Source organism: Sulfitobacter aestuariivivens, from assembly GCF_014763045.1.
Taxonomy (GTDB): Bacteria; Pseudomonadota; Alphaproteobacteria; order Rhodobacterales; family Rhodobacteraceae; genus Sulfitobacter; species Sulfitobacter aestuariivivens.
The window spans coordinates 1-17,296 of sequence record NZ_JACTAG010000003.1 but is presented as its reverse complement, the minus strand read 5'-3'; the positions used below and the strand labels follow the sequence as shown (position 1 = coordinate 17,296).

The window sequence follows — 17,296 nt, the reverse complement described above, 5'->3', positions numbered from 1 at the left end:
GCAGAGAGGTCAGTGCAATGGGTCAGCCGTGACCAAAGGCATTTTCGATGATCTGCGTCTGGCCATGCTGATCGACCAAAGCCACGTCAAATCGAACGTTCGTAAGACTGCCGCTGGGTTCATCGGCCAGAAATTCTTCGGCGGCATTACAGATGCGTTGCATCTGTCGCGCAGTGAGGTTTTCGGCCGCCCGGTGGAAATCGCGTGATTTCTTGACCTCCACAAAAATCAGGTCGTCGCCATCACGCAGGATCAGATCAATTTCACCGCCCTTGCCACGCCACCGGCGGCGCGCAACCGCATAACCGCGACGCGCGTAGTCCTGTGCAATGCGGCATTCGGCGGCGGCCCCCGCTTCGTACGCCATCTGGCCACGATGCTGTCCGATCCGGGTCATTGAGTATCCTTTTGAAGCGAAAGTGCCATTTGATAGACCTTGCGGCGTGGCATTTCCAACGCTTGAGAAACGGCATCCACTGCATCCCGCATCGACATTCTGGACAATGCATCGCGCAACGCGGCGTCCACCTCATCAACACTTGTCGTTTCTACCTTAGTCCGTTCAATCAGAATCACGAACTCCCCTTTAGGTGCCTTTTGATTAAATTTTTCCGCAACTTCCTCCAGTGATCCCCTGACCACCTCCTCAAATTTTTTGGTCAACTCACGGCAAACCGAACAGTATCGCCCTGGCCCCAGCACATCTGACGCATCCCGTAGCATTGCCAGCACCCGCTTGGGCGATTCGTAGAACACAAGTGTGCCCGGCACTGTGCGCAACGCTTCCAGCGCCTTGCACCGCGCGGACTTTGCGTTTGGCAGGAATCCGGCAAAGAAAAAGGCATCCGTGGGCAGCCCGCCCACCGCCAATGCCGTCGTGACTGCAGAGGGGCCGGGCGCTGACGTGACGGCCAGGCCCGCGTCGCCCGCAGCGCGCACCAGCTCGAAACCGGGGTCGGCAATAAGCGGCATGCCCGCCTCTGACGCATAGGCAACTGACTGCCCTTCCCTGATCGCTGTCAGCAGACGCTCCTGAACGGCGCGGCCCGAATGGTCATGCAGCGCATGAACACGCCTGTCGCCAAGTGGCACGCCGTGAATATCCATCAGCTTGCGCAGGCTACGTGTGTCTTCGGCGGCCAATTGATCCGCGCTGGCAAGCACATCAAGCGCACGTAACGTGATGTCACGTGCTGTACCGATCGGGACGCCGACCAGATACAAACCGGCGCTTAGCCGCTGCATTTGGTAATTCAACGCTGGACCCGCCTTTCGCACGCTCTATGATCGCCGCAAAATGAACACCGCCCAGACGTGCGGTATGATATCCGGGGGTTACTTTGACGATGATTGCTTTTTTCGACGCAGGCCGCAAGAAGATGCGCCTTTTGCTACTGCCACTCTTTGCGCTGTTCCTGGCCGCGTGCGACATGGGCTCGATCGGCTCACTGGCCAACGCGGGGGGGCCCAGAATTAACACAAACGCGCCGGTGCCTGTGGCCCTTCTGGTGCCGCGCGGCGGGTCGTCTGCGGATGATCTGCTCGCACAGAACCTTGAAAATGCAGCGCGTCTGGCAATGCGTGATCTTGACGGCGTAGAGATCGACCTGCGCGTTTACGGCACAGCGGGCAATGCCGCAACAGCCGCAAGTGCGGCCTCTCAGGCCGTGTCCGAAGGGGCCAAGATCATTCTTGGTCCGCTCTATGGCGAGGCCGCGAATGCGGCAGGTGTTGCGGTGTCAGGACAGGGCGTGAACGTGCTGTCCTTCTCCAACAATGCGACAATCGCAGGGGGCAATGTCTTTGTGCTGGGCCCCACCTTTGAAAATACCGCGGATCGGCTTGTCCGATTTGCCAAGAAGAATGGCAAAGACCGCATCGTCATTGTGCATGCGGAAGGCATTGCCGGACAACTTGGCCGGAACGCAATCCAGCAGGCCATTGCGGCCAACCGGGCAACGCTGGCAGGCACCGTGGAATATGCCCTCAGCCAAGAAGCCGTTACCGCCGCCGTGCCCCGCGTCAAAGCCACGATGGAGGGCAGCGGCGCGAACGCGCTTTTCCTGACGTCCAACTCGGCCACGGCGTTGCCGCTCTTTGCTCAATTGCTGCCAGAAGCCGGGATCTCACCAGCAGGCACGCAGTTCATCGGCCTGACACGCTGGGACATTCCGCCTCAAACGCTGGCCCTGCCGGGCGTTCAGGGCGGGTGGTTCACGTTGCCGGATTCTGCGTCGTCCAGTGCCTTTGCCCAACGCTATATCGCCGCATATTCAGAACCGCCGCATCCTCTGGCGGGGTTGGCCTTTGACGGTATCGCCGCTGTCGGCGCGCTGGTGCAATCGGGAAAATCAAAAGCGCTGTCCGGTGCGGCCCTGACACAAGGGTCGGGGTTCCGCGGGGCTTCGGGCATTTTCCGTCTCCGCCGCGACGGGACAAACGAACGCGCACTGGCTGTTGCGACAATCCGCAACCAGCAAGTGGTCGTATTGGAAGCAGCACCACAGGCCTTTGGTGGCGCCGGGTTCTGATTTGAACCCTGTGGGCTCCTCTGAAACACTGCAGGAAGCGGCCTCGGAAAGGCCGCTTCTCATCTGCCCATCACAGGAAATTTTTGACATCGAAGCGGTCAAGGCAGACCTGGTCTCCGCCCTATCGGGTACCGAAGGCACCGCCAGACGCAGCGCCGCTGTCGCCGTTTTGCGGGTCGCGCGCAAGACCGGTCGGGACCGCATCGCGGCCGCCTTTGCCGCGCACCCATTTGATGCGCGCGGCATGACCCGCGCCTACACCTACCTTGCCGATTGTCTGGTCCAGCAAGCCCTCTACGTTGCCACCGCCCATCTGCACCCCAATCCGAACCCGACCGAAGGCGAACGCCTGTCGGTGATCGGCGTCGGCGGCTATGGCCGGGGCGAAATGGCACCGTTCTCGGATGTCGATCTGCTCTTTTTGATCCCGTACAAAGCCACCGCCTGGACCGAGAGCGTGGTGGAAAGCATGCTGTACATCCTGTGGGACCTGAAGCTGAAGGTCGGCCACGCCACGCGCACCGTGCAGGATTGCGTGCGTCTGGGCGGCGAAGATTTCACGATTCAGACCGCGCTGCTGGAACATCGGTTCATCGCCGGAGATCAGGGGCTGGAACAAGAGCTTGCCATCCGGCTGGAAGCGCACCTGTTTTCTGGTTCCGGCACCGACTTCATCGAAGCCAAGCTTGAAGAGCGTGATCGCCGCCACTTGCGTCAGGGCGCCCGCTATGTGGTTGAGCCCAATGTGAAGGAAGGCAAAGGCGGGCTGCGCGATCTGCATTCTCTCTTCTGGATAGCCAAATATATCTACAAGGTCGCCGACGTGGCTGATTTGGTCGAACGCGCGGTCTTTACCCATGAAGAACACCGAACCTTCGAGGGTGCAGAAGACTTTTTATGGGCCGTGCGCGGTCATCTGCACCTGCTGACAGGTCGGGCCACCGAACAACTCACTTTCGACATGCAGGTCCAGGTCGCCGAAGCCATGCACTATCAGGACGCGGGCGGCAGGCGCGCGGTCGAGGTCTTCATGCAGGCCTATTTCCGCCATGCGACGGCTGTGGGCGATCTGACGCGCATCTTCCTCACCGGGCTTGAGGCCGAGCACCTCAAGGCAGAGCCCCTGCTTGAGCGCATCTTTCGACGCCGTCCGAAAATGCGCGATGGCTACACGCTGGTGCACAACCGGATCGGCATCGTAGACGACGCAGCCTTTCTGGCAGACAAGCTGAACATTCTGCGCATCTACGAAGAAGCGCTGCGGACAGGGACGCTTATTCACCCCGACGCGATGCGTCTGATAAAAGCCAACCTGCATCTGATTGACGATGACATGCGCAATACGCCTGAGGCCCAGCGCATCTTTCTTGATCTGATGCTGAAACACGGCAACCCGGAACGCGCGCTGCGGCGCATGAACGAACTGGGCGTGCTCAGCGCGTTTATTCCCGAATTCGAACCCATCGTCGCGATGATGCAGTTCAACATGTACCACAGCTATACGGTGGACGAGCATACGATCCAGTGCATCGCCAACCTCGCACGCATCGAAAAAGGAGAGCTGGAGGAAGAATTGCCCGTTGCCTCCTCCATTCTGCAAAAGGGTGTAGACCGCAAAGTGCTTTATGTGGCGCTGCTGTTGCACGACATCGGCAAGGGGCGGGACGAGGATCATTCGATCCTCGGCGCCAAGATCGTGCGCAAGGTCGCCCCGCGACTTGGGCTCAAGCAAGACCAGGTCGATACCGCCGAATGGCTGGTCCGCTACCATCTGCTGATGTCAGACATGGCGCAAAAGCGCGACATCGCGGATCCCCGGACGGTGCGCGATTTCGCCAAGGCTGTGCAAACCGTCAAGCGCCTGGATCTTTTGTGCGTGCTGACCGTCTGTGACATTCGTGGCGTGGGCCCCGACACCTGGAACAACTGGAAAGCGGTACTGATCCGCGCGCTCTACCGCCAGACCGAAAGGGCGCTTGAGACCGGGCTCGAAGACCTCAACCGCGAAAATCGCGGCAACGAGGCCAAGCGGACACTGCGCGATGCACTTGATGACTGGCCGCGCAAGGCATTGCAGGTTGAAACGGGCCGCCACTACGAACCCTATTGGCAAGGGCTGCACGTCACCGCGCACAAGGTCTTTGCAGATCTGCTGCGCGACATCGAACCCGACGATATCCGCATTGATCTGCACCCTGACGAAGACCGCGATGCCACACGCGCCTGCTTTGTGATGGCCGATCACCCCGGCATCTTTGCCCGGCTTGCCGGCGCGCTGGCTCTGGTAGGGGCCAACGTGGTCGATGCCCGCAGCTACACCACTAAGGACGGCTATGTCACAGACGCGTTCTGGATACAGGACGCCGAAGGCAAACCCTATGAGGCCAGCCGCCTGCCCCGCCTGCGCCAGATGATCGAAAAGACCCTGCGCGGTGAAGTGGTGGCACGCGACGCGCTCAAGAGCCGCGACAAGGTCAAAAAGCGCGAAAAGGCCTTCAACGTGCCGACGCACATCGCCTTTGATAACGAAGGGTCAGAGATCTACACGATCATCGAAGTCGACACCCGCGACCGTCCCGGCTTGCTTTACGATCTCGCGCGCACGCTGGCGGATTCGAACGTCTATATCGCAAATGCCGTCATAGCGACCTATGGCGAACAGGTTGTGGACACCTTCTATGTCAAAGACATGTTCGGGCTGAAGTATTACTCGGACACCAAGCAACGGACGCTTGAAAAACGCTTGCGCACCGCCATCGCGGAGGGGGTCGAACGCGCAGAGAAATAGTGTTGCCGTTGTCGTTCCACGCGCATTGCCGGCTCACTCTGAGAGCACTCGCAGGCTGCCATCGTCCTGCACGGTGACGTTGTTGAGGGCGAGCTGATCCTCTGCGCCGCGCGCACCTTTGTTCTCATCAAAGACCAGGGTTGTGCGCGCCTCGAGGATTTCCGCGCGTAATTCCACTGGCAGATCAGCAGTCTCAGCCGCAATCCTCTGGGCCTCGGCCCGCGCGGCCTCACTTTCGGCGTCAAGTTCGCTCAGCAAACGGTATGAGACGTAGTATTTGAAGATGTTGCGCACATAGACAGCCGGTTCACGGCTGACCACACGGGTGATCGCCACTTCGACATTTTCAAACCAGACGTTGGGATCAAGGCCCATTTGGCGGGCCTTTGCGCGCGCGCGTTTCACGCCGCCGGGTCCGGCGTTATAGGCTGCAAAGGACAGCAAGGTCCGGTCCAGCGGATCGATAGCGGGATCATCGAAATAGGTGTCGCGCAGCCAGCGCAGATATTTCACCCCCGCATGTACATTGTCCTCCACGCGGCTGACATCCGGTATCGCGACAACCGGATCGGCCGCTGTCGTGGGCATCACCTGCATCACGCCCAGCGCGCCAACGTGGCTGACGCGTGACTGATCAAGGCGGGATTCCTGATAGGCCTGCGCCAGCACCAGGTCCGCCTCAAAGCCATATTGCTCGGAAAACTGGCGCACAATCGGTGCCACGGCATCAAGACGCGCGCGCGCGGCGGGGCTATTGAGGTTCTCGATCCACTCTCCGTCACGGGTAAACCGGTTGAGGATCACGTTCCCGATCAGCGTGCCTTTCTTGACCTTGCCCGCAAACCCGTCAAGGACCCTCTGCAGCTCAGGATTTTCGCTGCGCACTGCCCAGGCAATATGCCCGTCGAGAGTCAGCGCAAGATCTTCGCGGACGGCGACAGACGGATAGACCGTCTGCCAGAAACGTGCCTTGAAATCGGACGCGACAGTTGCCGGCAACAGTCCGATCTCGACCAGTTCGATCAGGTCGAAATCATCCAGCCGCCCGTCTACCAGCTTGATGCGGAACGGGCGTTTGCCGTCGGCCTCTCGTTCGGCATTAAGTTCAAGCAGATCACGGGCATAGCGCCCATTCTCACTGACGTAAATCGGCACCCGGGTCAGATCTTCAAGTGTCTCAACAGGCCCGATGTCAGGTCCCAGCACGGGGACATCGTTGACAGATCTGATCAGGGGCTGGGTCAACGCAAGCCCCTCATTGCGCGCGCGGCTGACCGTCAGCGCGGTAAAGTCACTGCGCCCGCGCTCGATGCTTTCGGCGATCACCGCACGCGGCGTTGGGGTGGGTACCACGACCATGGGTGTGCCACCGGCATCCGGCAGGCTGGCCAGGTACTTTTCCATCTCGACACCGATGGCAATCGCCACGCCGATCGCATCCTCGCCATCATAGGCGATCATCAGCGGGTCCGGAGCCACGGCCATGCGCAGATAGCCCCGCTCCCGAATACCTTGCAGGTCTGACACATCCGGATCGCGCACTGCTTCGATCAGATGATCACCGTCGCGCGCGTTGGCGTTTTCATCGACCAGCTCTCCAACCAAGTGATTCAGCGGCGCAGGGGTTTGAGGTGCGACGCGCAACGTTTCACCCTGCGCAATCGGCGCAGCAACGAGGGCGCATGCAACCCACCCGGCACGGATAAATCTCAACAAACCAACACTTCCCCGGCAGCAATTGGCGCGAAAACATGCAAAATTGCGCACGCCTACGGCCTCTACGACGTTTCGCCTATAACGCCCGCAACGTGGTTGCTGTTCCATGTGCCCGCTTGGGCAGCGGCGCTGGCACGGCCCCATTGGTTCCATTGCACCGACGCAACAGGCACGGTAGGCACAGGGCAAGCACAGTCTCAAGAGCGTATCCATGAAACCCATCCGCCTTATGTCCGGCTTTTTCACCGTAGGGTTCTGGACCTTGCTCAGCCGCGTTCTGGGCTTTGTGCGCGAGGTGCTGATCCTGTCGCTGATCGGACCGGGGCCGGTGATGGACGCATTTGTGGCGGCCTTCCGTCTGCCCAACATGTTCCGCCGGTTCTTTGCCGAAGGAGCTTTCAACGCGGCATTTGTGCCAATGTTCGCCAAGCGGCTGGAGGGGGGCGAAGGTGCGGCACAATTCGCGCGCGAGGCGTTCAGCGCACTGGCCTTTGCGGTTCTGATCCTGACCGCACTTGGCATGATCTTTATGCCGGGGTTGGTCTGGCTGACTGCCGAAGGGTTTTCGGGGGATGCCCGCTTTGACATGACGGTCGGCTACGGGCGCATCGTCTTTCCGTATATTTTCTGCATGTCGCTTGCGGCACTGTTTTCCGGGATCCTGAATGCCACCGGGCGATTTGCGGTGGCCGCCGCAGCGCCGGTGATGCTGAATATCATCGTGATCATCGCCATGGCGCTTGGGGCATGGATGGGCGGCGCCGTCATCAACTGGCTTGTCTGGGCAATCCCGGTGGCCGGGGTGGCGCAGCTGGCGCTCACCTGGGTGGCGGCGTCACGGGCGGGATTTCCGCTGCGCCCCTCCCGTCCGCGCTGGTCTCCGGATGTACGGGCCCTTGTGGTGATAGCGTTGCCTGCGGCTCTGGCATCCGGTGTAATGCAGATCAACCTTGTCGTGGGCCAGTTGGTCGCCAGCCAATACGACAGCGCGGTCTCGTGGCTTTTCGCTGCAGACCGGCTTTATCAGCTACCCTTGGGTGTGGTGGGGATCGCGATCGGAATCGTCCTTTTACCGGACCTGTCGCGCCGCCTTCGGTCCGGGGATGACGCAGGCGCAAATCATTCGCTTAGCCGCGCCGCAGAGCTTTCACTGGCCCTGACCATTCCGTCATCTGTCGCATTGATGGTGATCCCCTTTGCCCTCGTGACCGTACTGTTCGAGCGCGGCGCTTCGGACGTGGATGACACCGCCGCCATCGCAACGGCCGTGACCATCTATGGCCTTGGCTTGCCCGCCTTTGTCCTGCAGAAAATTCTGCAACCTGTGTACTTCGCCCGCGAAGACACCAAACGGCCCTTCTACTTCGCGCTTGTAGCGATGGTGGTCAATGCCGCGCTTGCCATCGGGCTGGCCCCTGTCGTGGGCTGGATTGCCCCGGCGCTGGCAACCACCTTTGCGGGCTGGGCGATGTTCGCGTGCCTTGCCATCGGCGCGCGCCGTTATGGCGACGCGGCAAAGTTCGACGCGCGCTTTCACAAGCGCATCTGGCGGGTGATCGCGGCCTCAATTGCGATGGGCGTGGCGCTCTGGTTCGGCAATGCCGCGCTGCAACCCTTCCTTGGGCTGCCGTGGATCCGCGCCTTTGCACTGATCCTTTTGCTGCTGATCGGCGCGGTCAGCTATTTCGGCGTGGGCCAGATGATCGGCGCGTTCCGGATCTCCGAGTTCAAAAATGCACTGCGGCGAAGCAAAAACCCCTAGCGCCGTCGCATCCGATCGCGCATCCGCGCCCATTCCCCGGGGGCCATGACAAAGGACAGGGCAAAGCCGCAGACAAAGCCTGCAAGTTCCGCCACCCACTGCGTACCCACAACAAAGAGGATGCCCCAGATCAGCTGAATAGCCATCAACAGCGCAATCAGTGTAAAGGCCCGCAACTGTTCCGCTCCCCGCGCGCCCTGCCCCTCAAGCGTGCGCCACAACACAAAGGTATAGCCCCCGATCAGCCCGTAAGTGCTGGGATAGCCACCGACCAGCCAGATCGGATCATTCAGCAGCAGCGCATAGATCACCGCACCGCCAATACCAGAGACGAAAAAGAGGGTCAGAAAGGCAAACTGCCCCATGACCTCGGCCACCATCTTGCCCAGCGCCAGCAACAGGACCATCGCAAACAGCGATTGGGTAAAGCCCAGATGGATGAATGGATAGGTCACTAGCCGGGCGACCTCTTGCAGCGGAAAGCGCCCGTTTGCCAGCATCCAGTCGAACAGATCACCCGAAAAGCCATAGTCCCGGATCATGCCCAACCGCCAACCGACCGCATCGCGTCCGCCGATCATGCCAGCTTCGCCCAGAGACAGCATCGCTTCGATCCCCGCCATAATCAGGAACACGACCACCACCGCAGGCGGCAGCGGATTGACGGGAGGCTGGTATTCGGGGTCCTGCATGGGCGCTCCTTGACGTCTTGTTGCCCCCTCAGTAAGCCCACACAAACGATCTTGCCAGCCCTGCGGAGCCCCAGATGTCAGACAGTCAATTCACCCCACGCGTGTTTTCGGGCATTCAGCCGTCCGGAGGCCTGACGTTGGGCAATTATCTGGGCGCGATCCGACGCTTCGTGCAGATGCAGGAAGAAGACTACGAGACGGTCTATTGCATGGTCGATCTGCACGCGATCACCGCCAAGCTGCTGGATCCGGCAGAGCTGTCGCACAACACCCGCGAACTGGCCGCCGGGTTCATCGCAAGTGGCCTGAGCCCCGATAAATCCATCCTCATCAACCAAAGTCAGGTGCCCGAACACGCCCAGCTTGGCTGGATATTCAATTGTGTGGCCCGCATGGGCTGGATGAGCCGCATGACGCAATTCAAGGACAAGGCCGGCAAGAACGCCGAAAAGGTATCTCTGGGTCTCTTCGGGTATCCCGCGTTGATGGCCGCCGACATTCTGATCTATCATGCGACCCACGTGCCAGTGGGCGAGGACCAGAAGCAGCATCTTGAACTTACCCGCGACATCGCGGCAAAATTCAATCACGACTACGGGGTCGATTTCTTCCCGATGACCGAACCTGTGATCGAAGGGGCCGCGACGCGCGTGATGTCGCTGCGCGATGGCTCCAAGAAAATGTCGAAATCCGATCCGTCAGATGCCAGCCGCATCAACATGACCGATGACGCCGACACGATTGCCAAGAAAATCCGCAAGGCCAAGACCGATCCTGATGCGCTCCCGTCCGAGGTCGCAGGGCTGGCCGACCGCCCCGAGGCGCGTAACCTGATCAACATCTATGCAGCGCTGAGCGATCAAAGCGTCGATGCGGTTCTCAGGGATGTGGGCGGCCAACAGTTTGGCACTTTCAAACCCGCGCTGGCTGAACTTGCAGTTGCCAAGCTTGGCCCGATCTCTGAGGAGATGGCCCGCCTGATGGCAGATCCGGCCGAGATTGATCGCATCCTGGCCAAAGGGGCCGGTCAGGCGCGCGAGATCACCGCGCCCATCCTGAAACGCACCTACGAAATCATCGGCATGGTCGGCAGTTGACAGCCGTCAACCGTGCCGCGACGTTTTGCTTTGAAACGTCACCGGGGTAGGTCACGATAGGCCCACCCAACACGGGGGCACGGTCATGCACTACCTTTATAGACGGTATCGTCTGTGGATCCTTTATCTGATCTTCCTGATCTGCGCCGTCCTCTTTGGCAGTCGCGAGGGGTTCCTCAGCACGAACGGTGACAATGGATTTGCAAAAGGCGTCGTGCTGGCAATCTATCTGGCATTTCTGGCGTTCTCTCTTTACGCTACACATCGCGAGAACTTCTTTCGCAGCATCGGCAAAATCAACGCGCTACTTTGGGGTCGGCAGGTTGGCATTGATCTCTATATCAGCGTTTTCCTCTCGCTTGCCCTGATTTATCTGGTCGAAGGGTCCGTGCTGGTCCTGCTCGCCTGGTTTCTGCCCATCGTGGTCTTTGCCAATCTGGCGATCCTGCCATACCTCCTGCTCAATTTCGCGGAAGTCGTCGGCCACTTTCAACTGTGATGCACATTTTTGCACAGACCCTCTGCACCCCACACGGTTGAACAAACGGATGATGGCAGCCAATTTGGCTTTACCCCTGTAAGAAAGGCCAGTCATGACCCCCCCAACCCCCTGCGTCGGACACGTCCACCTCAAAGTCGCCGATCTGGATCGCGCGATTGCTTTTTACCGCGACATTCTGGGATTCGAGGTGACGGCCCGCTACGGCGCGCAGGCCGCGTTTCTGGGCGCAGGCGGGTACCACCACCACATCGGCCTGAACACCTGGGAGAGCAACGGGGCATCCCCACCGCCCGAAGGGCATACCGGGCTTTATCATTCCGCGTTTCTCTACCCTGATCGCGCCACGCTGGCGGCGGTCCTCAAGCGCGTGACAGACGCAGGCATCCCAATCGACGGGGCCGCCGATCATGGCGTCAGCGAGGCGCTGTACCTGCGCGACCCGGATGACAACGGGGTCGAGATTTACCGCGACCGCCCGCCCGGGGATTGGCCACGCGATGCGAAGGGCGCATTGGCGATGGTAAACGCACCCCTGGATGTCGCGGCCCTGTTGGCAGAAGCACACTAACCCGCCATGGACAATCACGCCCTACTGCGCCAATTTCCGGCCACAAGGGGGATGTCATCATGACGACTGGATTTTTCTGGGATGAAAGCTGTTTCTGGCACGCGGGCGGCAATTATGCCTTCACCATGCCAATCGGCGGACTGGTGCAACCGCTGGCCGCCGGAGGGCTGCCCGAAAACCCCGAAACCAAACGACGCCTGAAGAACCTGATGGACGTGACAGGCCTGACATCGCAACTTGCCAGCCAATCGGCGCCCCCGGCCGCTTACGAGGACTTGGCGCGCGTGCACCCGAAATCCTACCTCGATGAATTCAAACGCCTCTCGGATGCTGGCGGCGGAGAGCTTGGCCGCCGCACGCCCTTTGCTGCAGGCGGATATGAGATCGCCGCCCTTTCCGCAGGTCTGGCGCTTGCGGCTGTCGACAAGGTCGCCTCCGGCGCGCTCAGCAATGCCTATGCCCTCAGCCGCCCGCCAGGTCATCACTGCCTGCCGGATTTTCCGAACGGGTTTTGCCTGCTTGCCAACATCGCCATCGCCATCGAAGCCGCTCAATCCAAGGGTCTGGCCAAGCGTGTTGTCGTGCTGGACTGGGATGTGCACCACGGCAACGGCACCGAAGGCATCTATTATGACCGCGACGATGTGCTGGCGATTTCCTTGCATCAAGAGGGGAATTATCCCCTCGATACCGGTGCCCTGACAGATCGCGGTACGGGCGTGGGCGAAGGGTTTAACATCAACCTTCCCATGTACGCTGGCTCTGGCCATACGGCCTATCTGCATGCGATGGACCGCGTCGTGATCCGGGCGATTGAGGCCTTCAAGCCCGACATGATAATCGTTGCCTGCGGTTTTGACGCGTCCATGGTTGACCCACTGGCGCGCATGCAGGCGACAGCAGAAACCTTTGCCGAAATGACGCGCAAGATCAAAGCCACAGCAGAGCGGCTATGCGACGGCAAACTGGTGCTTGTGCATGAGGGCGGGTATTCCGAATTCTATGTTCCCTTTTGTGGTCATGCCACCATCGCCGCTTTAGCGGGCCTCGAAAACGTCGCCCCCGATCCGATGCAAATCGGGTTCGATATCCGCCAGCCAAGTGCTGCATTCGATGCATTCCTGCGCCAGTCGATCGATGACATGGCCATCCAGTTAGAAGTGTAGGCCCATATGCCCCCCGCCAACCCTGACGCCCTTGATTTCCTGTTGACCCGACGCTCGCGCCCGGCAAAGACGCTGGGCCTGCCTGTTCCGGGGCGCGACGCGCTGATACAAATCCTGACTGCTGCGGGCCGCGTGCCGGACCATGGCAAGCTTGAGCCGTGGCGCTTTATTGTGCTGGAAGCCGGCGCGATGGGACGGCTGGCCGCCCTTTCACAGCAACGCGGCGAGACCTTGGGGTATGATGCGGAAAAAACAGCCAAGGGTCGCAGCCAATTCGATCAGGGCAATCTCGCAGTTGTCGTGGTCGAGGTGCAGAAACCGTCCGAGAAAATACCCGCGCTGGAGCAGACCTATTCCGCAGGCGCGGTGTGTCTGGGCCTGCTCAACGCAGCGCTTGCAGCGGGCTGGGGGGCCAACTGGCTTAGCGGCTGGCCCTCTCATGATGTGATCTTCGCTCAAGAGGGGCTGGGCCTTGCCGCGCACGAACGCATCGCGGGCATCATTCATATCGGTACGGAGAAATCCGCCCCACCAGAGCGCCCGCGCCCGGATATCGAAAGCATAACGTCGTGGCAGTCGATCTGATCTTTCGCGCTTTCGGGCTGGCGGTCGCGCAGCTCTCCGACGGCCGCTTTCGCCGCGTGTTCCTGATCGGCATCGCGCTGGCATTGCTCTTGCTTGTGGGGGCCACAGCCGGATTCGCGTGGTTCATTGAATGGATCACACCCGAAGAGGCCTGGTTGCCGGTCCTGGGCGAGGTCCGCTGGCTGAATGACCTGCTGTCCTGGGGGGCGGCGTTCCTGCTGGCCTTCCTGTCGATCTTCCTGATGGTCCCTGTCGCCTCTGCCATCACATCGATGTTTCTCGACGATGTGGCCGACGCGGTCGAGGCCACCCATTATCCGACCCTCCCACCAACAACGCGGGTTCCCTTTTGGGACGCGGTCAGGGATACGGTGAATTTTCTGGGCGTGCTGGTTGGCGCAAATATCCTAGCACTGCTGCTCTATATCCCGTTTGCCCCTTTCGCGCCCATCATCTTCTGGGCGCTGAACGGGTTTTTGCTAGGCCGCGAGTATTTTACGCTTGCGGCGATCCGCCGCGTGGGCCGCAAAGGCGCCAAGCAGTTGCGCCGCCGCCATTTCGCGACCATCTGGGCCGCAGGTATCCTGATGGCAGTGCCGCTCTCAGTCCCGCTGATTAACCTGCTGGTTCCGATCCTCGGGGCTGCGACCTTTACCCACCTGTACCATCTGTTAGCGCCCGCACGGGACTAAGCCATCTTTCGATATCGTCGACCGTAATCCATTCACGCAGTATGATGGTGGCGACAACACCCCAGATGACAAGCGCGACGACGGTGGTCCAAATCGCCTTCTTCTTGAGATGGTGGTGTTCCGGTGCACCGGCATGTGTCCCGGGCACAATGTCTTTGAGATCCCCTTGGGTCTGCACGCGAATGGGCAAAGCGACGAAGAAAGTCATCGACCAGATGACGGCAAACAGAACAAGGCCCGAGACAGGTCCCATCAGACCTGCTCCAGCTCGACAAGCGCGCCGTTGAAATCCTTGGGATGCAGGAACAGCACGGGTTTGCCGTGGGCGCCGATCTTGGGCTCTCCGGTGCCCAATACCCGCGCGCCGGTCGACAACAGGTGATCGCGCGCTGCGATGATGTCGTCGACCTCGTAGCAGATGTGGTGGATGCCACCCGACGGGTTCTTGTCCAGAAATCCCTGAATGGGGCTGTTTTCGCCTAACGGGTACAGCAATTCGATCTTGGTGTTGGGCAATTCGATGAAAATGACCGTGACGCCATGGTCCGGTTCATCCTGTGGCGCGCCCACGTTGGCACCCAGAGCATTGCGGTACTGGTCTGCCGCGGCGTCCAGATCTGGAACGGCGATGGCAACATGGTTAAGACGGCCGATCATCAGGGCCTCCTGTGGTTTGTCTGCGTTGCGGCCTTATGGAACGCAGCGCCCGCAACCGCAATGCGACACGTTAACGTACTGTTAGCGGATGATGGTTAATCATTACCTCACATGCACCGGCAGGAGGCGACGATGGACACCAACGACCCCTTTGCAACAGCGGTACCTACACCAACCGCCGCACGGCCCCTTCTGGGCTTGACCATACTGGTCGTCGAAGACAGCCGTTACGCCTGCGAAGCAATAAGACTGCTTTGTCTGCGCTCCGGCGCACGGATCAGACGCGCGGATTGCCTACGATCCGCCCGGCGGCATTTGCAGGTCTACCGCCCGTCCGTTCTGATCGTGGATCTTGGCCTGCCCGACGGGAACGGCCTTGACCTGATTGCGGAGCTTCATGAAACCCAGCCACGGGTGGATGCGATCCTGGGCATGTCTGCGGATCTGCATTTGGAAGAGGACGCCATCGCCGCCGGGGCAGATGGCTTCATGCCCAAACCGATCACCGCCATCGGGGTGTTTCAGGAATGCATCCTGTCCCTATTGCCGGTTGAGCGCCGCCCCCGCGGCGTTCGGGTACTGAACGAGGATACTGTTCATCCCGATCATATCGCGTTTCAGGATGATATGGCCCATATTGCCGAAGTGCTGGAAGATCCACCAAACGAGACCGCGTTGGATTATGCTGCACAGTTTCTCAACGGACTTGCACGTTCCACGCAAGACACGCGGCTTGGCGAAGCGGCACAAGCCCTGGCCGACAAGCGCGCAAAAGGGGCCGCATCAGCTTCTGAAACCGCCGTGCTGGCCGCGCTTGTACAAACGCGTCTGTCACAAAAAATCGCAATCTAGCTAAAGCCGTCGGCGCTCAATCAGCGGTTACAGTGATGGATCGCCCGCACTGCGCACCAGACCGGTCAGATCACCCAACCGTTCGCGTTGTTGGCCCTGCGCATCGAAATTCGCCGGAGAAAGCCAGGCTTCGAACGCTTCCTTAAGGGCGGGCCATTCGGCGTCGATGATCGCAAACCAGGCGGTGTCGCGGTTGCGACCCTTGATCACAGCCGCCTGACGAAAAACGCCTTCAAAGGAAAACCCCAGCCGCTGCGCCGCCCTGCGGGACCCCGCATTCAGGGCGTTACACTTCCATTCATAGCGGCGGTACCCCTGTTCAAACGCCCACTTCATCATCAGGTACATGGTTTCGGTTCCCGCACGCGTCTGTTGCAGGGCCGGGCTGTAATTGATGTGCCCGACCTCGATGGATCCTGCAGCAGGTTGGATTCGCAAATAGCTTGCCACTCCTTCCCAATCACCCGTCTCAAGGTTGCGGATCGCATAGAAGAACGGATCGTGCTGGCCACCGTGATCCCGCACCCAGCGATGATAAAGGGCTGCGGAATGAAACGGACCGTAGGGCAAATAATCCCAGACATGATCCTGCCCCTCATAGGCCCGGTAAAGAAGCGCCGCATGGGATTCAGCCGACAGCGGTGCCAACATCGCATAGCGCCCTGTCAGCACGGCACCGTCCGGGGCCATGGGCGGCACCCAATCGGGCACGGCGGCCCCAAGCCTGCCTGCGTTGTTCGGATCAGTCATCGCCATGGCGGCACGTTAGAACCAAGTGCTGCGTTCGCCAAGGAAAGAAACGCGCGGGGCTACTTGCGACAATCGTCCCAAACTCAGCAAGCATTTTGCGTAATTTCGCCACATTGGATTGGCAGATTGCAAAGACTGATCGGGGGTTCAGGTAACCAGGAATGGCTATGTTCGCCCGACGCAAACCCACTTCCAAGTACACAACCGGCGCTTTCGGCATCGACTGGATTGTGATCACGGCAAACGCTTTGGGCGTTGCGGTCGTGGTTTTTGCCGCGTCAAATTCTCCGGCCAATCAGGGTCCGGCGTTCGATAACAACGTCATCGCCAGCGCCGAAACCTACGCGTCAGAGTAACAGACCGGGATCCGTTCCCATATCAAGCCCCGGAAAAACATCGCGCTCCAACACTGACCGATCCGCGCCCGCGACCGCGCGCAGGATCCATGCCAGAGGCGCACGCACATCGCGCATCGGCATCAGGTCGCGCCGTTGATAAAGTGCACTTTCAGAGACGCCCGGCCAGGCCCCATAGACCTTGCCCCCCCGCACGGCCCCGCCTGCCATCACCATCAGCCCAGCCGTTCCATGATCTGTCCCGATGGTGCCATTCTCACGGGCGGTGCGGCCAAATTCAGTGATCGCCACCACCGCGGTCTGCCCCCAGATCTGCGGGCCCAGATCGTCCTTCAGGGTTAGAATCGTCTCAGAGAGCTGCGCCAAGGCACGTGGCAATGTCTTGTCCTGCCGCCTGTGTGTATCCCATCCGTTCTGCGAAAACGCCGCAATCCGCGCGTCCCGCCTAAGGCGGGACGCCGCAAATCGTGCAACCTCCTGCTGTCTGCGCGTGCCTTTTCGCCGCTGAAGGTTCTGTCCATCTGAAAGTTGCAACGCCTCGGAGAGGGCGGCATGCATCGCGGGATCATCCTCCATCACCAT

19 protein-coding genes are annotated in these 17,296 nt (G+C 60.3%); 11 read left to right on the top strand and 8 right to left on the bottom strand.

Going from position 1 to position 17,296, the window contains the following annotated elements; genetic code table 11:
• Positions 1-22: 22 nt before the first annotated feature.
• Positions 23-397 carry a YraN family protein gene (locus H9Q16_RS17965; protein WP_191076864.1) on the bottom strand — a complete coding sequence of 125 codons (375 nt, stop codon included), beginning with the start codon at positions 395-397 and terminating at the stop codon, positions 23-25.
• Positions 394-1,257, bottom strand: coding sequence for a 16S rRNA (cytidine(1402)-2'-O)-methyltransferase (gene rsmI, locus H9Q16_RS17960; RefSeq protein ID WP_191076863.1), 864 nt, complete (start codon positions 1,255-1,257; stop codon positions 394-396). Before rsmI ends, H9Q16_RS17965 begins: the two co-directional genes overlap by 4 nt.
• 89 nt (positions 1,258-1,346) lie before the next feature.
• Between rsmI and H9Q16_RS17955 the strand changes: the two genes are divergently transcribed.
• Together H9Q16_RS17955 and H9Q16_RS17950 are read left to right on the top strand one after the other, a co-directional pair.
• The gene (locus tag H9Q16_RS17955) at positions 1,347-2,531 is read left to right on the top strand and encodes a penicillin-binding protein activator (protein ID WP_191076862.1); all 1,185 of its coding nucleotides are present in this window, start codon (positions 1,347-1,349) and stop codon (positions 2,529-2,531) included.
• A 10-nt stretch (positions 2,532-2,541) separates the two neighbouring features.
• Positions 2,542-5,319 (top strand): [protein-PII] uridylyltransferase, encoded by a 2,778-nt coding sequence (locus tag H9Q16_RS17950; RefSeq protein WP_343067895.1) that lies wholly within the window; start codon positions 2,542-2,544, stop codon positions 5,317-5,319.
• 33 nt (positions 5,320-5,352) lie between these two features.
• Here H9Q16_RS17950 and H9Q16_RS17945 read toward each other — a convergent pair whose 3' ends face one another.
• Complete coding sequence (locus H9Q16_RS17945) at positions 5,353-7,035, bottom strand: MltF family protein (protein WP_191076861.1); 1,683 nt, start codon at positions 7,033-7,035, stop codon at positions 5,353-5,355.
• Positions 7,036-7,246: 211 nt separating this feature from the next.
• Between H9Q16_RS17945 and murJ the strand changes: the two genes are divergently transcribed.
• Positions 7,247-8,797: a murein biosynthesis integral membrane protein MurJ gene (gene murJ, locus H9Q16_RS17940; protein WP_191076860.1), complete on the top strand. Its 1,551-nt coding sequence runs from the start codon at positions 7,247-7,249 to the stop codon at positions 8,795-8,797.
• On the opposite strand, the gene H9Q16_RS17935 is transcribed toward murJ, so the two are convergent.
• Positions 8,794-9,489: a rhomboid family intramembrane serine protease gene (locus tag H9Q16_RS17935; RefSeq protein WP_191076859.1), complete on the bottom strand. Its 696-nt coding sequence runs from the start codon at positions 9,487-9,489 to the stop codon at positions 8,794-8,796. The two genes, murJ and H9Q16_RS17935, sit on opposite strands and share 4 nt — an antisense overlap.
• Positions 9,490-9,563: 74 nt before the next feature.
• Here H9Q16_RS17935 and trpS point away from each other — a divergent pair, with 74 nt between their 5' ends.
• The 6 genes from trpS (at position 9,564) to H9Q16_RS17905 (ending at position 14,099) form a co-directional block, all read left to right on the top strand.
• Positions 9,564-10,586: a tryptophan--tRNA ligase gene (gene trpS, locus H9Q16_RS17930; RefSeq protein WP_191076858.1), complete on the top strand. Its 1,023-nt coding sequence runs from the start codon at positions 9,564-9,566 to the stop codon at positions 10,584-10,586.
• Positions 10,587-10,671: 85 nt separating this feature from the next.
• The gene (locus H9Q16_RS17925) at positions 10,672-11,085 is read left to right on the top strand and encodes a hypothetical protein (protein ID WP_191076857.1); all 414 of its coding nucleotides are present in this window, start codon (positions 10,672-10,674) and stop codon (positions 11,083-11,085) included.
• A 94-nt stretch (positions 11,086-11,179) separates the two neighbouring features.
• Positions 11,180-11,656, top strand: coding sequence for a VOC family protein (locus H9Q16_RS17920; RefSeq protein WP_191076856.1), 477 nt, complete (start codon positions 11,180-11,182; stop codon positions 11,654-11,656).
• A 59-nt stretch (positions 11,657-11,715) separates the two neighbouring features.
• The gene (locus H9Q16_RS17915) at positions 11,716-12,822 is read left to right on the top strand and encodes a class II histone deacetylase (RefSeq protein ID WP_191076855.1); all 1,107 of its coding nucleotides are present in this window, start codon (positions 11,716-11,718) and stop codon (positions 12,820-12,822) included.
• Positions 12,823-12,828: 6 nt separating this feature from the next.
• Positions 12,829-13,407 (top strand): nitroreductase family protein, encoded by a 579-nt coding sequence (locus H9Q16_RS17910; protein ID WP_191076854.1) that lies wholly within the window; start codon positions 12,829-12,831, stop codon positions 13,405-13,407.
• Positions 13,392-14,099: an EI24 domain-containing protein gene (locus tag H9Q16_RS17905; RefSeq protein ID WP_191076853.1), complete on the top strand. Its 708-nt coding sequence runs from the start codon at positions 13,392-13,394 to the stop codon at positions 14,097-14,099. Before H9Q16_RS17910 ends, H9Q16_RS17905 begins: the two co-directional genes overlap by 16 nt.
• Here H9Q16_RS17905 and H9Q16_RS17900 read toward each other — a convergent pair.
• Together H9Q16_RS17900 and mce are read right to left on the bottom strand one after the other, a co-directional pair.
• Entirely contained in the window at positions 14,059-14,352 is a 294-nt protein-coding gene (locus H9Q16_RS17900) for a DUF1467 family protein (RefSeq protein ID WP_191076852.1), read from the bottom strand. The genes H9Q16_RS17905 and H9Q16_RS17900 overlap by 41 nt on opposite strands.
• Positions 14,352-14,756: a methylmalonyl-CoA epimerase gene (gene mce / locus H9Q16_RS17895; protein WP_191076851.1), complete on the bottom strand. Its 405-nt coding sequence runs from the start codon at positions 14,754-14,756 to the stop codon at positions 14,352-14,354. Before mce ends, H9Q16_RS17900 begins: the two co-directional genes overlap by 1 nt.
• 132 nt (positions 14,757-14,888) lie before the next feature.
• Between mce and H9Q16_RS17890 the strand changes: the two genes are divergently transcribed.
• The gene (locus tag H9Q16_RS17890) at positions 14,889-15,608 is read left to right on the top strand and encodes a response regulator (protein WP_191076850.1); all 720 of its coding nucleotides are present in this window, start codon (positions 14,889-14,891) and stop codon (positions 15,606-15,608) included.
• A 27-nt stretch (positions 15,609-15,635) separates the two neighbouring features.
• On the opposite strand, the gene H9Q16_RS17885 is transcribed toward H9Q16_RS17890, so the two are convergent.
• The gene (locus H9Q16_RS17885) at positions 15,636-16,358 is read right to left on the bottom strand and encodes a GNAT family N-acetyltransferase (protein ID WP_191077137.1); all 723 of its coding nucleotides are present in this window, start codon (positions 16,356-16,358) and stop codon (positions 15,636-15,638) included.
• A 161-nt stretch (positions 16,359-16,519) separates the two neighbouring features.
• Here H9Q16_RS17885 and H9Q16_RS17880 point away from each other — a divergent pair, with 161 nt between their 5' ends.
• Positions 16,520-16,714, top strand: coding sequence for a hypothetical protein (locus H9Q16_RS17880; RefSeq protein ID WP_191076849.1), 195 nt, complete (start codon positions 16,520-16,522; stop codon positions 16,712-16,714).
• On the opposite strand, the gene H9Q16_RS17875 is transcribed toward H9Q16_RS17880, so the two are convergent.
• Positions 16,706-17,296: DUF1501 domain-containing protein (locus H9Q16_RS17875; protein WP_191076848.1), on the bottom strand; the 591-nt coding region annotated here is incomplete at its 5' end. The genes H9Q16_RS17880 and H9Q16_RS17875 overlap by 9 nt on opposite strands.